The organism is Nocardia sp. NPDC003963, assembly GCF_053605105.1.
This window is the reverse complement of the sequence record NZ_JBSGIP010000001.1, coordinates 1,741,750-1,757,647: the sequence shown is the minus strand read 5'-3', so window position 1 is coordinate 1,757,647 and position 15,898 is coordinate 1,741,750. Positions and strand designations below refer to the sequence as shown.

The window sequence follows — 15,898 nt, the reverse complement described above, 5'->3', positions numbered from 1 at the left end:
GCCGCGTGGTGGTACGCGGCCGGACCCGTCACGAATCCCGCTGTCTCAGGTGAGCTGCTCTTTCAGCAGCGGCACCAGGCCCTCGACCGCGAAGGGGATACTCAGCACCGACCCCGCCGCGAACGCCAGCGAGATATCGAAATCGTCGACGATGACGACCCGGTTCTCCCGGACCGCGCGCGATGCCGCGAGCGCGGGATACTGCGCCAGGGTGTCGGCTCGGCTCAGCCCTTCGCGAGTGAGGACGATGACGATATCGGCGTCGGCTTCGTTGACGAGTTCCGCGGATACGTCCACGAAGTACTTCGCGGGGTCCAGCCCGGCCACATACGGCGAGGGAACCAGACCCAGCGCTGTCGCCACCTTCATCCGGGTGTCGCTGACGGTGAAGACGCCGAGCTGCCGGGAACTACCGAGCAGAATCGATACCGTCTTCCCGTGGAAGGCCGGATTATCGTTCCGGGCCCGATCCAGCAGCGCCGTGGTGTCGCCGATCAATCGTTCGCCGTCGGCCTTCCGCCCGACCGCGGTGGCGATCATCCGGGTCGATTCCTGCCAGGTGACCGTATTCGGGGCGGTGCCGGGGGGCAGGCCGACGGTGGGAGCGATCTTGCTCAGCGCCCGGTACTCGCCCTCGTCACCGGTGGACTGCACATTGAGGACGAGGTCCGGCCGGGCGGCCAGCACCTGTTCGATATTGATCGGGTTGGTGAGTATCGCCGGTTCCGCGGCACCGAGCCGGGATTCGGCCCACACGCCGACACCGCGCTTCATCGTGGGCACGAAGCGGTACACCGTGGCCGGAACGATCCCCAGCGCGAGCAGTACGTCGTGGTCGGTGCGACCCACCGACGCGATCGTCGAGGGCGAACTCTCGATGGTGACTTCGCCGAATTTATCGCCGACCGTCACGGGGAAGGTATCGGTCGAGCCGGCCGATGTGGTGTCCCCGCCGGGGCCCGAACCGTCTCCGCAGGCGGCCAGCAGCATCGCGGATCCCGCGGCCGCCGCGCCGAAGCCGAGGAACCGGCGTCGGCTCCACCGTCGCTCGGCCCTGAGTGTTTCTCTGGTCATAGGAGATGCTCCTTGGGAGGGACGAGCCGACAGCCCGGTCGATCTGCCACGGCAGTCTCGCAGGTGTGCAACGGCTTTCGCCGCAACGGACATTTCACCGCGTAAAGTAGCATAGGCTAACCTATTTTCAGTGACCATTCGGGAGGATGAATGACCACCGAGGCGGTTTCGATGCCGGTAGCAATGCCCTGGGTGATCGACGGCGAGGGCGCTGCCGCCGACCATCTGCTCCATGATCGGACGGCGATCCGCCGGCGTCTCTTCGAACACGGTGCGGTACTGATGCGTGGTTTCGATATCGGCGGCACCGATGGATTCGAGAGCTCGGTACGTGCGTTGTCGGGTGGCCTGCTCACGTATACCGAGCAGTCGACGCCGCGCACCCGTATCAAGGGAAACGTCTACACCTCCACCGAATATCCACGGCACGCCGAGATACCCCTGCACAACGAGATGTCCTATCAGGCGGTGTGGCCCCTGGTGTTGTTCTTCCACTGTGTGGAACCGCCGGAGACCCGGGGTGCGACCCCGCTGGCGTCGACGCGGAAGGTGTACGAATCGATCGATCCCGCGGTCCGGGAAGAGCTCGAACGGCGCCGGTGGATGGTGGTCCGCAACTACGGCGACGATATCGGCCTGCGCTGGTGGACGGCCTTCGGTACCGATGATCGCGCCGCGGTGGAGGAGAAGTGCCGGGCCGGCGGGGTACGACCCGAATGGCGTCCGGACAACGCGCTGCGTACCCGCGCGGTTCGCGAGGTCGTGCACACGCATCCGGCGACCGGCGCGGCACTGTGGTTCAACCATATCGTGCTGTTCCACGAGAGCAGTCTGGATCCGGCTGTCCGCGAGGGCCTGCTGGACATCTACGGTCCGGACGGTCTGCCGAACAACACCTATTACGGTGACGGCGCACCGATTCCCGATGACGTCGTCGATCACCTGCGGCGCTGCTATCGGGACGCGGCGGTGCGTTTCGACTACCGCCGCGACGATCTGCTGATCATCGACAACATGGCGACAGCGCACGGGCGTGAGCCGTACACCGGCCCGCGCAGTATCGCTGTCGCCATGTCCGAGGCCTCCGACGCCGCCGATCAGGCTCCCAGGTAGCCGCCCATGGTGTGGAAGTAGTCGCGGGCGGCGAGCTCGGTGCCGTCCTCGGTGCGCACCCGCTCGACGACGAGTCCGCGATTGCGGCCCCGGCGGGCGTCGGCGCCCGCCACGATCACCACACCGTCGCCTTCGGGAATGAAGATGCGGCCCGGTGTGCCCCCGTACGGCCGCCGGGATACCGAGGCGCGGATGATCCGGAGCCGTCGGCCGCCGTGGGTGGTGAAGGCGTTCGGGTACGGATCGGACTGGGCGCGGACCAGTCGCTCGATATCCGCGGCGGGCCAGGTCCAGTCGATCCTGCTGTCCTCCACGGAACGTTTGTGGAAGAAGCTGGCCTGTGCGGGATCCTGGCGTGCGCCGCCCGGATCGCCCGAGGCGATGAGCTCCAGCGCATCGGTGACCACCGGTTCGATGAGATCGACGGTCTTGTGGAACAGATCGGCCCCCGTGTCGGTCGGGCCGACCGGTACCGCGCGCTGTAGCACGATATCGCCGGCGTCGAGTTCCTCGTTCATCATATGGGCCGTGACGCCGACCTCCTGTTCGCCGTTGATCAGTGCCCAGATGACCGGTGCGAAGCCGGCGTAGGAGGGCAGTAGCGAATCGTGCACATTGAGCGTGCCCAGCGGGGGTGCCGTGAAGATCTCCGGGGGAAGCCAGGTACGCCAGTTGTTGGCGACGATGATGTCGGGTTCCGCGGCCTCGACCGCGGTCACTACATCATCGTCGGGCCGGTTCCGGACGAGTACGGGTATGTCGTGGTCGGTGGCCAGATCCGCGACCGAGTCGGCCCAGATCCGCTCGTAGGCGTGCTCGCTTCTGGGATGCGTTACCACTTGGACGATTTCGTGACCGCCGTCCAGCAGAGCCTTCAGGGTGCGGTGGCCCCAGGTCTGGTACCCGAACATCGCTACGCGCATGCTTGCTCCTTCTGACCGAATGTCCGATTTGCCGACTAAGTTAACCAATCCTCTCCTAATTTAGGTTAGGCTTGGCTCGATCTGGAATCGAACGAATGGGACGAATATGGCGTTACGTCAGGATGTTTCGGTCCATGACCTCATCGGAGTCGGCTTCGGGCCTTCGAATCTGGCACTGGCGATCGCGATCAGCGAACACAACTCGGCCGAAGGTACGCCGGTCTCGGCGCACTTCCTGGAGAGACAACCTCGATTCGGCTGGCATCGGGGGATGCTCATCGAGAACGCCACTATGCAGGTGTCGTTCCTGAAAGACCTTGTCACCATGCGCAACCCGACCAGCGAATACAGCTTCCTCGCCTACCTGCACAGCTGCGGACGCCTGGTCGACTTCGTCAACCACAAGAACCTCTTTCCGCTGCGTATCGAGTTCCACGACTACCTCGAGTGGGCAGCGGCCGCGATCGACCACATGGTGTCCTACAGCAGCGAAATCGTCTCGGTGGTACCCGTGGACGATCTGTTCGAAGTGCGCACCGCCGACGGGTCGGTCCACCGCGGTCGCAATGTCGTGTTCGGTACCGGGCTGCGCCCCCGGCTGCCGGACGGGGTGGCCCTGTCCGATCGGATCTGGCACAACCAGGATCTGCTCCATCGGATCGACAGCGTCGAAGATCCGTCCGTATGCGTGGTCGTCGGCGCCGGCCAGAGCGCGGCCGAGGTCACGGCGTACCTGCACGATCAGTTCCCCGCCGCGGAAGTGTGTTCGGTCTTCGCGCGGTACGGCTACAGCCCCTCCGACGACAGCCCGTTCGCGAACCGGATCTTCGACCCGGACGCGGTCGATGCCTTCTATTCCGCGCCGGAGGACATCAAACAGCAGTTGATGGACTATCACGGCAACACCAACTACGCCGTGGTGGATCTCGAACTCATCGAGGACCTCTACCGGCGGGTCTATCGGGAGAAGGTGCGCGGCGAACACCGGCTGCGCGTGTTCAACGCCTCCCGCCCGGCGGATGTGGTCGAACTCGGTGACCAGGTACGGGTGGTGGTGGAATCCCTGACCAGCGGCGAGAAGACCATGCTCGACGCGGATCTGGTCGTCTACGCCACCGGCTACCTGCCCGCCGACCCTTCCGCGCTGCTCGGGCCGTCGGCCCGGTTCTGCCGGCGTGACGACCGGGGCCGCCTCCAGATCGAACGGGACTACCGGCTGGTGGCCCCGGAGGTGCCCGGTGGACTGTATCTACAGGGCGGAACCGAACATACGCACGGCATCACCTCGTCGCTCCTGTCCGCCACGGCGATACGGGCCGAGGAGATCCTGCGCTCCATCGTGGATCATCGGGAACCCGCCGGACGGGCCGCTTCCCGGCCCGGGGCCGAGGATCCGTCATGATCGAGTACGACACCGAGACGATCTCGTTCCGCCACGATCCGATCGGCCGGGTCGCTCGACTCGCACGTACGGACTTCGACGAGTACGTCGTCTACGAACGCGCCGGGGAATACGTTTTCGCCGGGGGCGCCCTGGCCACGATCAGCCTGGACGCCCAACGGGTCCACTACCGTTGCGGCGACGAAGAATACAGTGAGACCTGGTCCGGTTCGTCGGGCGGGCCGCTCCAGCGGGCGCTGTCCCGCCTGCCCATCCGGGACTGGCACGCCTACGGGCGAATCGACTTCGGCTTCGCCGAGATCGTGCCGGGATTGCGATTACAGGGAACCCCGGTCCCGCCGGGTGAGCTGATCCGGCTCATCGTGCCCCGGGTCGAGGTCCGGTTGAACGGGCAGCGGGCATTCGTCCGCAGTGTCGACCCGGTGGAGCGAGAGCGCGTGCTCATCTGCCTGAGCGCATCGCCGGAACCGGTCGATCATGTGGTTGAGCAGATCGACGTTCGCGGCGGTGGTCCCGCCTACCGGGAGCGGGTCGCGCAGGCGGTCAAGGAAATCCGGCAGGGGCAGTATCAGAAGGTCATCCTGTCGCGGAGCGTGCAGATTCCCTTCCCGATCGATCATGTCGCCACCTACGAACTCGGTCGGCGCCACAACGCGCCCGCGCGATCGTTCCTGTTGCGGCTCAACGGTATCGAGGCGGCGGGTTTCAGCCCCGAGGTGATCGTGACCGTCGACCGGGACCGGAAGGTCACCACCCAGCCGTTGGCCGGAACACGGGCGTTCGGGTTGGGCACCCGGGCGGACGCGGCCGCCCGGCTGGACCTCGAGACGAACCCGAAGGAGATCTACGAACACGCGGTATCGGTGCGTACCGCGGTGGCGGAACTGGCGCCGATCTGTCGATCCGATTCGGTGCACGTCCAAGAGTTCATGGGGGTCAGGGAACGCGGCAGTGTCCAGCATCTGGCCTCGCTCGTCACCGGTTCCCTCGCGGCCGATCGCACGGTCTGGGACGCCCTGGAGGCAGTGTTTCCGGGGGTGACCGCCTCCGGTATCCCGAAGCGGGAGTCGCTCGACGCGATCGCCCGGATGGACGATCCCCGCGGCCTGTACTCGGGGGCGGTACTCGGGTTGTCCCAGGACGGGACCCTCGACGCCGCACTCGTCCTCCGCGCCGTCTACCAGGAAGGCGATCGGGCCTGGCTACGCGCGGGCGCGGGGATCGTCGCCGATTCTACGCCCGAAAGAGAATTCGAGGAGACATGCGAGAAGCTCGCATCGGTAGCGCCCTACATCGTGAGCGCGTAGACCCGGCCGCCCGGCGGCGGTAGCGGGCCGATCGGCTCCGCCGGGACCACCGGGTCGGCAGACCCGCCCACCAAGGCCCCATCGAGTGGCCGTTCACCATATCGGTTCGGACAAGGGAAAAATGATGAGGGAAATATTCCGGCACCCACTGCGCCGGCACGGCCGGCTGACCGGAGTAGTGGTGGCAGCGGTGGTGAGCGTGGGCGCGCTGGCCGCGGGCTCGGCGCACGCGGACGTGTTCCTGCAACTACCGGACGGGAGCAAGGACGGGGCCGGTGTACGGATCGACCGGGTACACGAGCGCGCCCTGCTCTCGCCGTCGATGGCCGCCAACGGCGCGGGCCGGGTCGTGTGGGTATCCGGGATCGTCACGGCCGATGTCACGGTCACACCCGAAGGAGAAGTGGGCCCGACCAACGGCGCCACCGGCGCGCCCGGAACCAACAACTCGTCGACATCGGGCCAGTCCCGGATCAACACCGGCTATATCGTGGGCTGCCAGGTCAGTATCGGAAGCGACGCCGTCGGGGCGGGCCTGAGCGCGGGAACCAGCGTCCAGCGCGGCGGCTCGGTCAGTGGTTCGGTCGGAATCCAGCTCGCTCCGGGCGAGGTGAAACTCGTCGCCATCGACGGCAAGAACATCCCGGCCCCCGGTCGCTATTCGATCCAGTACCGGGACCACGAACTCGAGATCCAGGGCTGTGCCGGCTACGCGCAGGCCCGCTCCTACACCGTGGTGGAGATCATCGGCGAACACTACTCGAAGACCACCCTCTACGGGGCACCGTTCAGCATCGGCTGACGATCACCGATCACCCCTTCAACCGTGGCCGAACGGCACTCATCGATCGAGGTAGTAAGCAATGATCAACATTACGACCGGCCTGCTGCGCGCCGCGGGAATCGGGGCCGTCGCGGTCCTGGCGAGCAGCATACTGTCGCTGGGCACCGCGGGCGCCGACACCTTCGTGCCGCTGCCCGGCGGTGAGCTCACCGAGACCCTGGTCGACGGCACCGTGGTCACGGTGCGCACGGCGGCGGAATCGGCGACCATCGGTCCTTCCGTCGGCGGCACGCCGCTGCACCGCAACGCCTGGGTATCCGGGACCGCGCAGGTGCAACTGGCCGGCCGGAACCTGAAGGGCGGCTCGATCAGTCCCGGGTACGTGGTCGGTTGCCAGGTCGATATCAGTGGCGGCGGCGTCAACGGCGGTGCGGGCGCGTCAACCGATTTCGAGGGGCAGCGGCCGGATCTCAGCAACAGCGGCGGCGCCCAACTGACCCTGGGACCCGGACAGGCGCGGTCGTTCTTCCTGCTCGATATCGAACGACCGAACGACTACGGGGACGAATCGCATAAGAAGTTCACCATCTTCCGCGGCCCGAACGGCTCGGTCACCTGGAGCGATTCCACCATCGAGCTGACCGGGTGCGGCGGCTACGCACAGGCGCGTTCGTTCGTCCGGGTCAAGGTGGAGACCGCGGGAGTGCTGACCTGGGTCACGCTCTGGGGACAGCCGTTCAGCCTCGGCTGATCCGTATACGACCGATCCCGGAGCAGCCGTATCCCGCCGGGCCGCTCCGGGCACAGGCCGCCGAGACAAGGAGACGCAGGGGCCATGCCATCATCGCCGAAGCCGGAACCGGGCATCACCCGGGACGAGATCCGTAGCGCGGTAGCCGGACAACTGGGCCGCGACGATATCGAGATCGCCGACCTGGACGACCTCATCCAGCTGGGATTGGACTCCATCCGCACCATGAAACTCGCGGGTGCCTGGCGTAAGCGGGGCGCCGCGGTGAACTTCGCGGAACTCGCGGCGGAACCGACCGTCGACGCCTGGCACCGGCTGCTCGGGGGCGACCCGGATCCGCGCGCGGCGGCCGCGGAGAACGCCGGAGTATCCGGCGGGCCCTCGTCGCCGGATCCCGCCGGACCGATCGACCCCGGTACCCCCTTCGCTCTGGCTCCCATGCAGCACGCGTACTGGATCGGGCGCTCCGAAGAACAGGAACTCGGTGCTGTCGCCGCGCATCTGTACGTCGAATTCGACGGCGAGAACGTCGATCAGGAGCGGTTGCGCGCGGCGGTCGACGAACTGATCCGAAGGCACCCGATGCTCCGGACACGGTTTCTTCCGGACGGGACGCAGCAGACCCTGCCGCGTCTCCCACGGGATGTTCTGGATCATCTGGATCTGCGATCCGCCGACCCGGCGGAAGCCGCGCGCGTACTGGAGTCGCTACGCGAGCGCCGGACCCATCAGCGTCTTGCGGTGGCCGACGGTCAGGTACTCGAAATCGCGCTGACGCTCTTGCCCGAGCACCGCTGCCGCCTGCACATCGACGTCGATATGCTGGCCGCGGACGCCGCGAGCTATCGGATCCTGGTCGACGACCTCGCTCGGCTGTACCACGGTGAACGAACCGAACCACCGGGCTACACCTTCCGCGAGTATCTCGCCGGGCAGCGGCCGGCCGGTACCGAATACGAGCGCGATCGTCGATGGTGGCAGCAACGGCTGCCCGATCTCCCCGGCGCGCCCGATCTTCCGCGGGTGTACGGGGCCGGCCCGGGCAGGGATCCGCGCACCGCCGCCGACCGGCAGCCGGCGCGGACGGTGCGTTTCCACCACTGGCTCGGCCCGGAGTCGAAAGGCCGGATCTTCGCCGAGTCCCATCACCGCCGGGTGACCCCCGCCATGGCCTTGGCCTCGGTATTCGCGGAAGCGATCGGTGGCTGGTCCGCGGACGACCGCTTCCTGCTGAACCTCCCGCTGTTCCATCGCGATCCGGTGCATCCGGAGGTGGACGGCGTGATCGGCGATTTTACCTCGTCGGTGCTCTTGGAGGTGGATATCTCCGAACCGGCCACGGTGCTCGAAAGGGCCCGTGCCCTACAGCGCGAACTGCACGCCGCCGGTGCGCACACCGCCTATTCGGGTCTGGAGGTACTGCGCGATCTCGGCCGGGCCCGCGGCGAGCCGGTCCTCGCTCCCATCGTCTACACCAGCGCCATCAACCTGGGTGAGCTGTTCTCCGAGCGGGTCACCGAAACCTTCGGTGAGCCGGTGTGGATCATCTCCCAGGGCCCGCAGGTACTCCTCGACGCGCAGGTCACCGAGGTGAGTGGGGGACTGCTGCTCAACTGGGATGTGCGGGCCGACGCTTTTCCGCCCGATACGGTCGCCGCGATGTTCGCCCGGTACATCGAATCGGTGCGGGCACTGACCGGCCTGGAGAACGCCGGTACCCCCGAGACCGGCGAGAGTTCCGGCGCCCGCGACGGCTGGGATACCGCGGCGGCGGTGCGACTACCGCCGGAACAGGCGGAGGTCCGGCGCCGGGTCAACGACACGTCCGGCCCGGTGACCGGGCGACTGCTGCACCAGGGCCTGTTCGAATACGCCGCGACGGAACCGGACGCGGTGGCCGTCATCTGGGAGAGCGACCCGGAATCGGCGGGGCCCGAGAGTGTTCCGGTCGCGGAAGGCCCCGAGCGTGCGGCGGCCGGCTCGCGTGTTCCCCCGGAGTGCCGGGCGCTGACCTACCGGGAACTCGCCGACCGGGCGCTGGCGATCGCCGGTGCCCTGCGCGAGGCCGGAATCCGCCCCGGGGACGCGGTCGCGATCCAGCTCCCCAAGGGCCCGGACCAGATCGTGGCGACGGTGGGGGTGCTGGCCGCGGGGGGTGTATACGTGCCGATCGGGTACGACCAGCCGGCGGCCCGGCGATCGGAGATCGTGCGCGCGGGAGAGGTACGGGCGGCGGTGACCGACGGTGCGACGATCCCCGGCATCCCGACCGTGACCGTGGGAGACGCCGCTTTCCACCCCCGCCCGCTGGAACGACCCGTACTGCCCGATACCGAATCGATTGCCTACGTGCTCTTCACCTCGGGATCGACCGGGCAGCCCAAAGGTGTGGAGGTCCCACACCGTGCCGCCATGAACACCGTCGACGATCTGAACGAGCGGTTCGGCCTCGGCCCGGCCGATCGGGTGCTGGCGCTGTCGGCCCTGGAGTTCGACCTGTCGGTCTACGATATCTTCGGACCGCTCGGCGTCGGCGGTGCCGTGGTGACGCCGGATCCCGGACAACGGGAAGACCCGGCCCGGTGGGTGCAAATGACAGGGCGGCACCGGGTTTCGATCCTGAACTGTGTCCCTAGCCTGCTGGATATGCTGCTGACCGCGGCCGGCGATACCGGTCTGGGCACGCTGCGGACCGTGCTCTCCGGTGGTGACTGGGTGGATGTGGCGCTCCCGGCGCGGCTGGCCCGCTCCGCACCGGACTGCCGGTTCGCCGGCCTCGGGGGCGCCACCGAGACGGCGATCCACTCCACCATCTGTGAGGTCGTCGACGCGCGCGTGCCCGCCGACTGGGTCGCGGTGCCCTACGGCACCCCGCTACGTAATGTGCGCTGCCGGGTGGTCGGTCCGTCGGGCCGGGACTGCCCGGACTGGGTGAGGGGCGAACTCTGGGTGGGCGGCGCGGGTGTGGCGGCAGGCTATCGCGGTGACCCCGACCGCACGGCACAGCGGTTCGTCGACCACGAGGGCCTGCGCTGGTACCGCACCGGTGATCTCGCCCGCTACCGCCCCGACGGCGTCATCGAATTCCTGGGGCGCGCCGATCATCAGGTGAAGATCCGCGGTTACCGGGTAGAGCTGGGCGAAGTGGAGAGTGCGCTGCGCTCGCTGCCCGAGGTCCACCATGCCGTCGCGGCGGTCGTCGGCACCGCCGCGCCCGCACTGGCGGCGCTGGTGGTCCCGGCGGACGGCTGCGCACCCGATGCGGAATCCCTCCGAGCCGCCGTGGCCGAGCTCCTGCCCGGCTATATGGTGCCGGTCCGCATCGAGTCCCGTCCCCGGCTACCGTTCACCGCCAACGGCAAACCCGACCGGAAAGCTGTTGCGGCGCTGCTGGCCTCGAACGATCCCGGCATCGAGTTCGTCGCTCCGGGTACGCCGCTCGAGAGTGCCCTCGCCGATATCGTCGCCACGGTGCTGTCGGTCGAACGCGTGAGCGTGACCGGTGACTTCTTCGCGCTGGGCGGCGATTCGGTACTCGCCACCACCGTGGTGGCACGGGTGCGTGAGTTACTGGACTGCCCCGAGACCGTCGTCGCGGATTTCATCGTCGACGGTACGATCGCCGGCCTCGCGCAGCGCCTGCGGGATCGAGCGGCGCGCCGCGGCGCGGTGGATCGGCTGACCGCGGTCGCGCGGGTGTACCTGGAGGTCGCCGGGATGAGCGACGAGGAGGTTCTCGCCGAATTCTGACGACGACCTGCGGCTCCGGCTGTGCCCGGCCACCTCGGTGTCCGGAAACGGATCGAGGCCGGCTCGGCTGTCGCGGACCGCGCGGCCCGCACCACCCGCGGACCCGGCATTATGCTGGGGGCGATGAGTGTATCGACGGTCGACCGGCGGACACTCCGGGAGACGATCGGGGACCGAGTATCCGACAGCGCCCTGGTCCTGGTGGCCGTCGCGATAGCGCTGGTCGCGGTCGCTCATCGGCTGGCGGTGCCGCAGCCGGTGCCCGCCTGGATCGTGTACGGGGATTGGTTCATCGGGGCGCTCGGCTGTGCGGCGCTGTGGTACCGGCGTCGCTTCCCCGTTTCACTGGCCGGCGTACTCATCGTGTGCAGTGCGTTCTCCGAGACGGTTTCCGGGGCGGCGATCGTGGCGTTGTTCACGGTCGCCGTGCACTGCTCGACCCGAGCCACGGCGTTGCTGTGTACGGCGAGCGTGGCGGCGCTCAGTACATATCAACTGCTCCGGCCCGAACCGAATGCCGCGCCGGTTGTCGTATTCGCCGCCATCGTCCTCGGGCATATCGCGGTGGTGGGGTGGGGGCTGTTGGTGCGCAGCCGGCGGGAACTGATCACCTCGTTGCGGGAGCGGGCCGCGGCGGCCGATGCCGAGGCGCGGCTGCGGGCCGAACGCGCTCAGCACGAGGCACGGTCGGCTCTCGCGCGCGAGATGCACGATGTGCTCGGTCATCGGCTGTCGCTGCTCAGCGTGCACGCCGGTGCCCTCGCCTACTATCGTGACGCGCCCGCCGGGGATATCGCGAACGCGGCCGAGGTGGTCCGGGAGAACGCGCATCGCGCCCTGCAGGACCTCCGCGAAGTGATCGGGGTACTCCGGGCTCCGGTGGGGGAGCTGCCGTTACCTGTCGTCGAGGATGTGCTGGAGCTGATCGACGAGGCGGAGCGGGCGGGTTCGACGGTCGAACTCCTGGACGAGACGGGAGTGACCACCGACGGCCGGATGCTCTCGGCGACGCAGGGCCGGACCCTGTATCGCCTCGTCCAGGAATGCCTGACCAATGTGCGCAAACACGCCCCGGGTGCGTCGGTCGTCGTCCGGATCACCGGGCAGCCCGGGACTCGGCTGGTCACCGAGATCGTCAACGACGCGCCGTCGAACGCGCCGGCACAGTGCGGCGGCTCCGGCGAAGGGTTGCGCGGGCTGGCCGAGCGGGCGCGGCTGGTGGCCGGGCGGCTCGAGTACGGCCCGACCACCGCGGGCGGCTGGCGGGTGCGGATGTGGCTACCGTGGCAGACGTGACCGACTCTGTGCCGACCATCGATGTACTGGTCGCCGACGACGACCCGGTGGTGCGTTTCGGGTTGAAGATGATGCTGCGCGGTGCCGCCGATCTGCGGGTGGTCGCGGAGGCGAACGACGGTGCGGAAGCGGTGGAGCTGGCGCGCCGGCACAATCCGGCTGTCGTGCTGATGGATATCCGGATGCCCGGTACCGATGGGCTCACCGCGACCGAGATATTGCGGTCCGGGCGACGCGCGCCCGAGGTCATCGTGCTCACCACCTTCGACGCCGACGCCCATGTTCTGCGGGCGCTGCGGGCGGGTGCCGTGGGGTTCCTGCTCAAGGACACCCCGCCGGACGAGCTCGTCGTCGCCATCCGGCACGCGGCCCGGGGTCGACCCGTGCTCTCACCCGAAGTGACCCGGCGGCTCATCGCCCGGGTCGCGGAGTCGGAGTACGACACCCGGCGTAGCGCGGCCCGCCGACGCCTCGACCTGCTCGCCGACCGGGAACGCACGGTCGCGCTCGAGATCGGTACGGGGCGTTCCAACGCAGAGATCGCCGCGCGCCACCACCTCGGCCTGACCACGGTCAAAACCCACGTATCGGCGATACTCACCAAACTCGATCTCAACAACCGCGTGCAGGTGGCCCTGCTGGTCCACGATGCCGAACTCGACCTCCCGGACTGAGCGGTCCGCGCCGCTCCGGTCACCGGGTGTGCCACCGGGGTAGCGCGGCACTCCTACTTCGGTCGGAATATGCGGACCTTCGGGAGGATCAAATCCACCGGGTCGCCTTCCTAGCATGTTTCCATGCCCGGACCAACACCACCGCCCGGTCGGTGGGCTGCTTCTCCACCGAACACCACACTCGTCCGACCCCTGCCGAGAAAATTATCGTGGCGCGTCGCGCGCCACAGCGCGGCGGGATTCGCCGCCGCGCTGGTGCTGACCGGATGCGCCGGTGGATCGGTGGCGTCACCGGCCGGCAGCTCGTCGGCCACGGCCCCTGCCGCTATCGCCTGGCGCGAGTGCGGACCCGAACTGGAATGCGCCACCGTCGAGGTGCCCCTGGAATACACCGAACCCGACGGCGCGCAGATCCCGATCGCGGTGAAACGCCACCGCGCCACCGACCCGGCCCAGCGCATCGGCAGCCTGTTCATCAATCCGGGTGGACCCGGCGTCCCGGCCACCGAGGTGATCGGCACCATCGATCCCGGCAGCGACACCAGCCCCTTTTCGCCCGCCCTGGTGGCGCGGTTCGACATCATCGGCATGGATCCGCGTGGCGTCGGCGAATCCGGTGCCGTCCGCTGCCGCACGGACGAACAGCGCGCCGCGGTCGCGGCCATCGATCTCGACCCGGCCGTCCCGGGCGGGAAGCCGCTACCGGACCTGCTCGCCGACACCACCGCCTTCGACGACGGATGCCTGGCGCACCAGAGCCCGGAATTCCTGGCGAGCCTGTCCACCGATAATGTCGCTCGCGATATGGACCGGGTCCGCGCCGCGCTCGGGGAGGAGCAGATCTCCTACTACGGCATGTCCTACGGCACCGTGCTCGGACCCATGTACGCCACCCTGTTCCCGGATCGCGTGCGCCGGATGGTGATCGATGCCCCCGTCGACACCGACCTATGGCGAAACGACTCACTGGCACTTCTCGACGACGTCTCCCGCTCCAACGAAGCGACGCTGAACGCGTGGTTCGAGACCTGCCGCACCGAAGGACCGCAGGTGTGCCCGTTCGGCGACGGAAACCCGGAAGCCGCATTCGACTCCCTGATCACCCGGCTGGAGGCGCAGCCTCTCCGGGTTCCCGCGGCGGCCGGCCGGGCGGGCGGGACGATCGACGGTGCCGTGGCGCTCGAAGCGGTGCGGGCCGCCGCGGGGGTAGCGCAACTGTGGCCCGTACTCACCGCGGGGCTGCTGGCCGCGCAACAGGGCCAGGGTGAACTGCTCCAATTCCTCGTATCGAATGTCACGGTCGCCCCCTTCGGCGGTCCGTACGCGATTCTCCAGGAACCCCATATCGCCGTGCGCTGCGCCGACTGGCAGGTACCGGCCGATATCGCCGCGCATACCGCCGCCGCGACCGCTATCGCCGAACGCGATACACGTCTGGCGGGCCGGGCCGGCTACAGCGCGCTCGACTGCGCGATATGGCCCGCGCCGAACGCGGACCGGGTCACCGAGCCGCTCACCGGCGCGGGTGCCCCGCCGGTCCTGGTGGTCGGTGGGCGGTTGGACAATGTGTCCCCCTACCACTGGGCCGAGCGCGTGGTCGAGACCATGGAGAACAGTGTCCTGCTCACCCGAGAGGGCGTCGGCCACACGTCTTACCGCCGCGGTATCCCGTGCATCGATACCGCCGTGGACGCCACGCTGATCGACGGCGACCTGCCCGCCGACGGTACCGTCTGCGCCGTGCCTCCGGCCACCACCGCGCCCGTCGGGACGACCGGGTAACAGGACCGATGAGGCGTATGCGGTCGGGCACGGTGGGGCCGGCTCCGGAATACGCCCTAGCGTTTGCGTCCCCGAGCCGATTTCTTCCCGGAAGCGACCGGTTTCCGCGCGGGGCGCGGTCGCTTTCCGGCGGGGCGCGGCTTCCGCGATTCCGGTTCGGTGGTCTTTCCGGCGGGGGAGCGGGAGCTGTGCGCCGAGCGGCCGCGCACTACGCCGATGAACTCCTCGACCGCGTCGGTGGTCTCGGTGAGCGGCCAGACCAGGGCGATTTCGGTATCTTCGGTATCGGTCACCGTGCGGTAGACGAGGTCGCGCCGGTGGTGCAGGCGGGCGATCGAATGCGGCACGATGGCGACGCCGACTCCGGCGGCGACGAGTTCGACGGTATCCCTGACGGCGTCGATATCGGCGGCGTCCTGTAGGCGTTCGTCGGCGAGATCGGCCATGGTGACCTCGTCGAACAACGCGATCGCGTGGTCCTTGGGTACCACGACGACAGGCAACTCACGGTAGAGCGGGATCGCGTTCATACCGCTGCGGTCGATCGGCAATCGGACGAAGCACATATCGACCCGGCCTTCGCGCAGCGCCGCCTCCTGGTCGGCCTGGGCGACCGCGACCAGCTCGAGCGGAGTATCCGGGAACCGCCGGCCCCAGATCCGCTCCCACTTGCTGACGGTGACGCCGGGCACGAACCCGACCCGCAGCGGGGCGGGGGCGGCGACCGCCGCGGTATCCACCTCGTTCTCGGCACGCGCGATGACGTCGCGAGCCTCCTGCAGCAACTCCCGCCCGGCGTCGGTCAGCTGGGTCGGCTGTGCTCCGGGCACGAACAGCTTCGTGCCGAGCTCGGCCTCCAGGTCGATGACCGTATGGCTGAGCTTCTGGCGGGAGATGTGCAATGCCTTCGCGGCGCGGGCGAAGTGCAGCTCCTGCGCGACTGCGGCGAACCAGCGCAGGCGCTGCACATCGATCGAGGAGAACCGGCTCATACCGGCAAGCGTATGGCACCGCGGCGGCCGGACCGGCTCGGCGGCCCGAT

General features: G+C 68.4%; 12 protein-coding genes. 9 read left to right on the top strand and 3 right to left on the bottom strand.

The genetic code is table 11. The annotated features are described in order from the left end of the window. Window positions 1–45: 45 nt before the first annotated feature. Window positions 46–1,074 carry an ABC transporter substrate-binding protein gene (locus ACWEWT_RS08225; protein WP_452557456.1) on the bottom strand — a complete coding sequence of 343 codons (1,029 nt, stop codon included), beginning with the start codon at window positions 1,072–1,074 and terminating at the stop codon, window positions 46–48. Window positions 1,075–1,224: 150 nt separating this feature from the next. Between ACWEWT_RS08225 and ACWEWT_RS08220 the strand changes: the two genes are divergently transcribed. Next, window positions 1,225–2,187, top strand: a complete 963-nt coding sequence (locus tag ACWEWT_RS08220; RefSeq protein ID WP_452557454.1) for a TauD/TfdA family dioxygenase — start codon at window positions 1,225–1,227, stop codon at window positions 2,185–2,187. Here ACWEWT_RS08220 and ACWEWT_RS08215 read toward each other — a convergent pair. Beyond that, window positions 2,172–3,110, bottom strand: coding sequence for a methionyl-tRNA formyltransferase (locus ACWEWT_RS08215; RefSeq protein ID WP_452557452.1), 939 nt, complete (start codon window positions 3,108–3,110; stop codon window positions 2,172–2,174). The genes ACWEWT_RS08220 and ACWEWT_RS08215 overlap by 16 nt on opposite strands. A 106-nt stretch (window positions 3,111–3,216) precedes the next feature. Between ACWEWT_RS08215 and ACWEWT_RS08210 the strand changes: the two genes are divergently transcribed. The 8 genes from ACWEWT_RS08210 to ACWEWT_RS08175 all read left to right on the top strand — a co-directional run bounded on the left by ACWEWT_RS08210 (window position 3,217) and on the right by ACWEWT_RS08175 (window position 14,856). Beyond that, window positions 3,217–4,512, top strand: a complete 1,296-nt coding sequence (locus tag ACWEWT_RS08210; RefSeq protein ID WP_452557450.1) for a lysine N(6)-hydroxylase/L-ornithine N(5)-oxygenase family protein — start codon at window positions 3,217–3,219, stop codon at window positions 4,510–4,512. Further along, the gene (locus ACWEWT_RS08205) at window positions 4,509–5,819 is read left to right on the top strand and encodes a salicylate synthase (protein ID WP_452557448.1); all 1,311 of its coding nucleotides are present in this window, start codon (window positions 4,509–4,511) and stop codon (window positions 5,817–5,819) included. The genes ACWEWT_RS08210 and ACWEWT_RS08205 overlap by 4 nt, the downstream gene beginning before the upstream one ends. A 124-nt stretch (window positions 5,820–5,943) precedes the next feature. Further along, the gene (locus tag ACWEWT_RS08200; RefSeq protein ID WP_452557446.1) at window positions 5,944–6,621 is read left to right on the top strand and encodes an MspA family porin; all 678 of its coding nucleotides are present in this window, start codon (window positions 5,944–5,946) and stop codon (window positions 6,619–6,621) included. A gap of 61 nt (window positions 6,622–6,682) precedes the next feature. Further along, entirely contained in the window at window positions 6,683–7,354 is a 672-nt protein-coding gene (locus tag ACWEWT_RS08195; protein ID WP_452557444.1) for an MspA family porin, read from the top strand. An 84-nt stretch (window positions 7,355–7,438) separates the two neighbouring features. Next, window positions 7,439–11,104 carry a non-ribosomal peptide synthetase gene (locus ACWEWT_RS08190; protein WP_452557442.1) on the top strand — a complete coding sequence of 1,222 codons (3,666 nt, stop codon included), beginning with the start codon at window positions 7,439–7,441 and terminating at the stop codon, window positions 11,102–11,104. 123 nt (window positions 11,105–11,227) lie between these two features. Continuing rightward, the gene (locus ACWEWT_RS08185; RefSeq protein ID WP_452557440.1) at window positions 11,228–12,400 is read left to right on the top strand and encodes a sensor histidine kinase; all 1,173 of its coding nucleotides are present in this window, start codon (window positions 11,228–11,230) and stop codon (window positions 12,398–12,400) included. Beyond that, the gene (locus ACWEWT_RS08180; RefSeq protein ID WP_452557438.1) at window positions 12,397–13,074 is read left to right on the top strand and encodes a response regulator; all 678 of its coding nucleotides are present in this window, start codon (window positions 12,397–12,399) and stop codon (window positions 13,072–13,074) included. The genes ACWEWT_RS08185 and ACWEWT_RS08180 overlap by 4 nt, the downstream gene beginning before the upstream one ends. A 123-nt stretch (window positions 13,075–13,197) precedes the next feature. Beyond that, on the top strand, window positions 13,198–14,856 hold the full coding sequence (locus ACWEWT_RS08175) for an alpha/beta hydrolase (RefSeq protein ID WP_452557436.1): 1,659 nt from the start codon (window positions 13,198–13,200) through the stop codon (window positions 14,854–14,856). Between the two features lie 56 nt (window positions 14,857–14,912). Here the strand turns inward: ACWEWT_RS08175 and ACWEWT_RS08170 are convergent, their stop codons facing one another. Then, complete coding sequence (locus ACWEWT_RS08170; RefSeq protein WP_452557434.1) at window positions 14,913–15,848, bottom strand: LysR family transcriptional regulator; 936 nt, start codon at window positions 15,846–15,848, stop codon at window positions 14,913–14,915. Window positions 15,849–15,898: the final 50 nt, after the last annotated feature.

Bases quoted from the DNA above. Each gene is read 5' to 3' on its own strand.
- ACWEWT_RS08225 (WP_452557456.1), bottom strand. From the start codon at position 1,074: ATGACCAGAGAAACACTCAGGGCCGAGCGACGGTGGAGCCGACGCCGG.
- ACWEWT_RS08220 (WP_452557454.1), top strand. From the start codon at position 1,225: ATGACCACCGAGGCGGTTTCGATGCCGGTAGCAATGCCCTGGGTGATC.
- ACWEWT_RS08215 (WP_452557452.1), bottom strand. From the start codon at position 3,110: ATGCGCGTAGCGATGTTCGGGTACCAGACCTGGGGCCACCGCACCCTG.
- ACWEWT_RS08210 (WP_452557450.1), top strand. From the start codon at position 3,217: ATGGCGTTACGTCAGGATGTTTCGGTCCATGACCTCATCGGAGTCGGC.
- ACWEWT_RS08205 (WP_452557448.1), top strand. From the start codon at position 4,509: ATGATCGAGTACGACACCGAGACGATCTCGTTCCGCCACGATCCGATC.
- ACWEWT_RS08200 (WP_452557446.1), top strand. From the start codon at position 5,944: ATGAGGGAAATATTCCGGCACCCACTGCGCCGGCACGGCCGGCTGACC.
- ACWEWT_RS08195 (WP_452557444.1), top strand. From the start codon at position 6,683: ATGATCAACATTACGACCGGCCTGCTGCGCGCCGCGGGAATCGGGGCC.
- ACWEWT_RS08190 (WP_452557442.1), top strand. From the start codon at position 7,439: ATGCCATCATCGCCGAAGCCGGAACCGGGCATCACCCGGGACGAGATC.
- ACWEWT_RS08185 (WP_452557440.1), top strand. From the start codon at position 11,228: ATGAGTGTATCGACGGTCGACCGGCGGACACTCCGGGAGACGATCGGG.
- ACWEWT_RS08175 (WP_452557436.1), top strand. From the start codon at position 13,198: ATGCCCGGACCAACACCACCGCCCGGTCGGTGGGCTGCTTCTCCACCG.
- ACWEWT_RS08170 (WP_452557434.1), bottom strand. From the start codon at position 15,848: ATGAGCCGGTTCTCCTCGATCGATGTGCAGCGCCTGCGCTGGTTCGCC.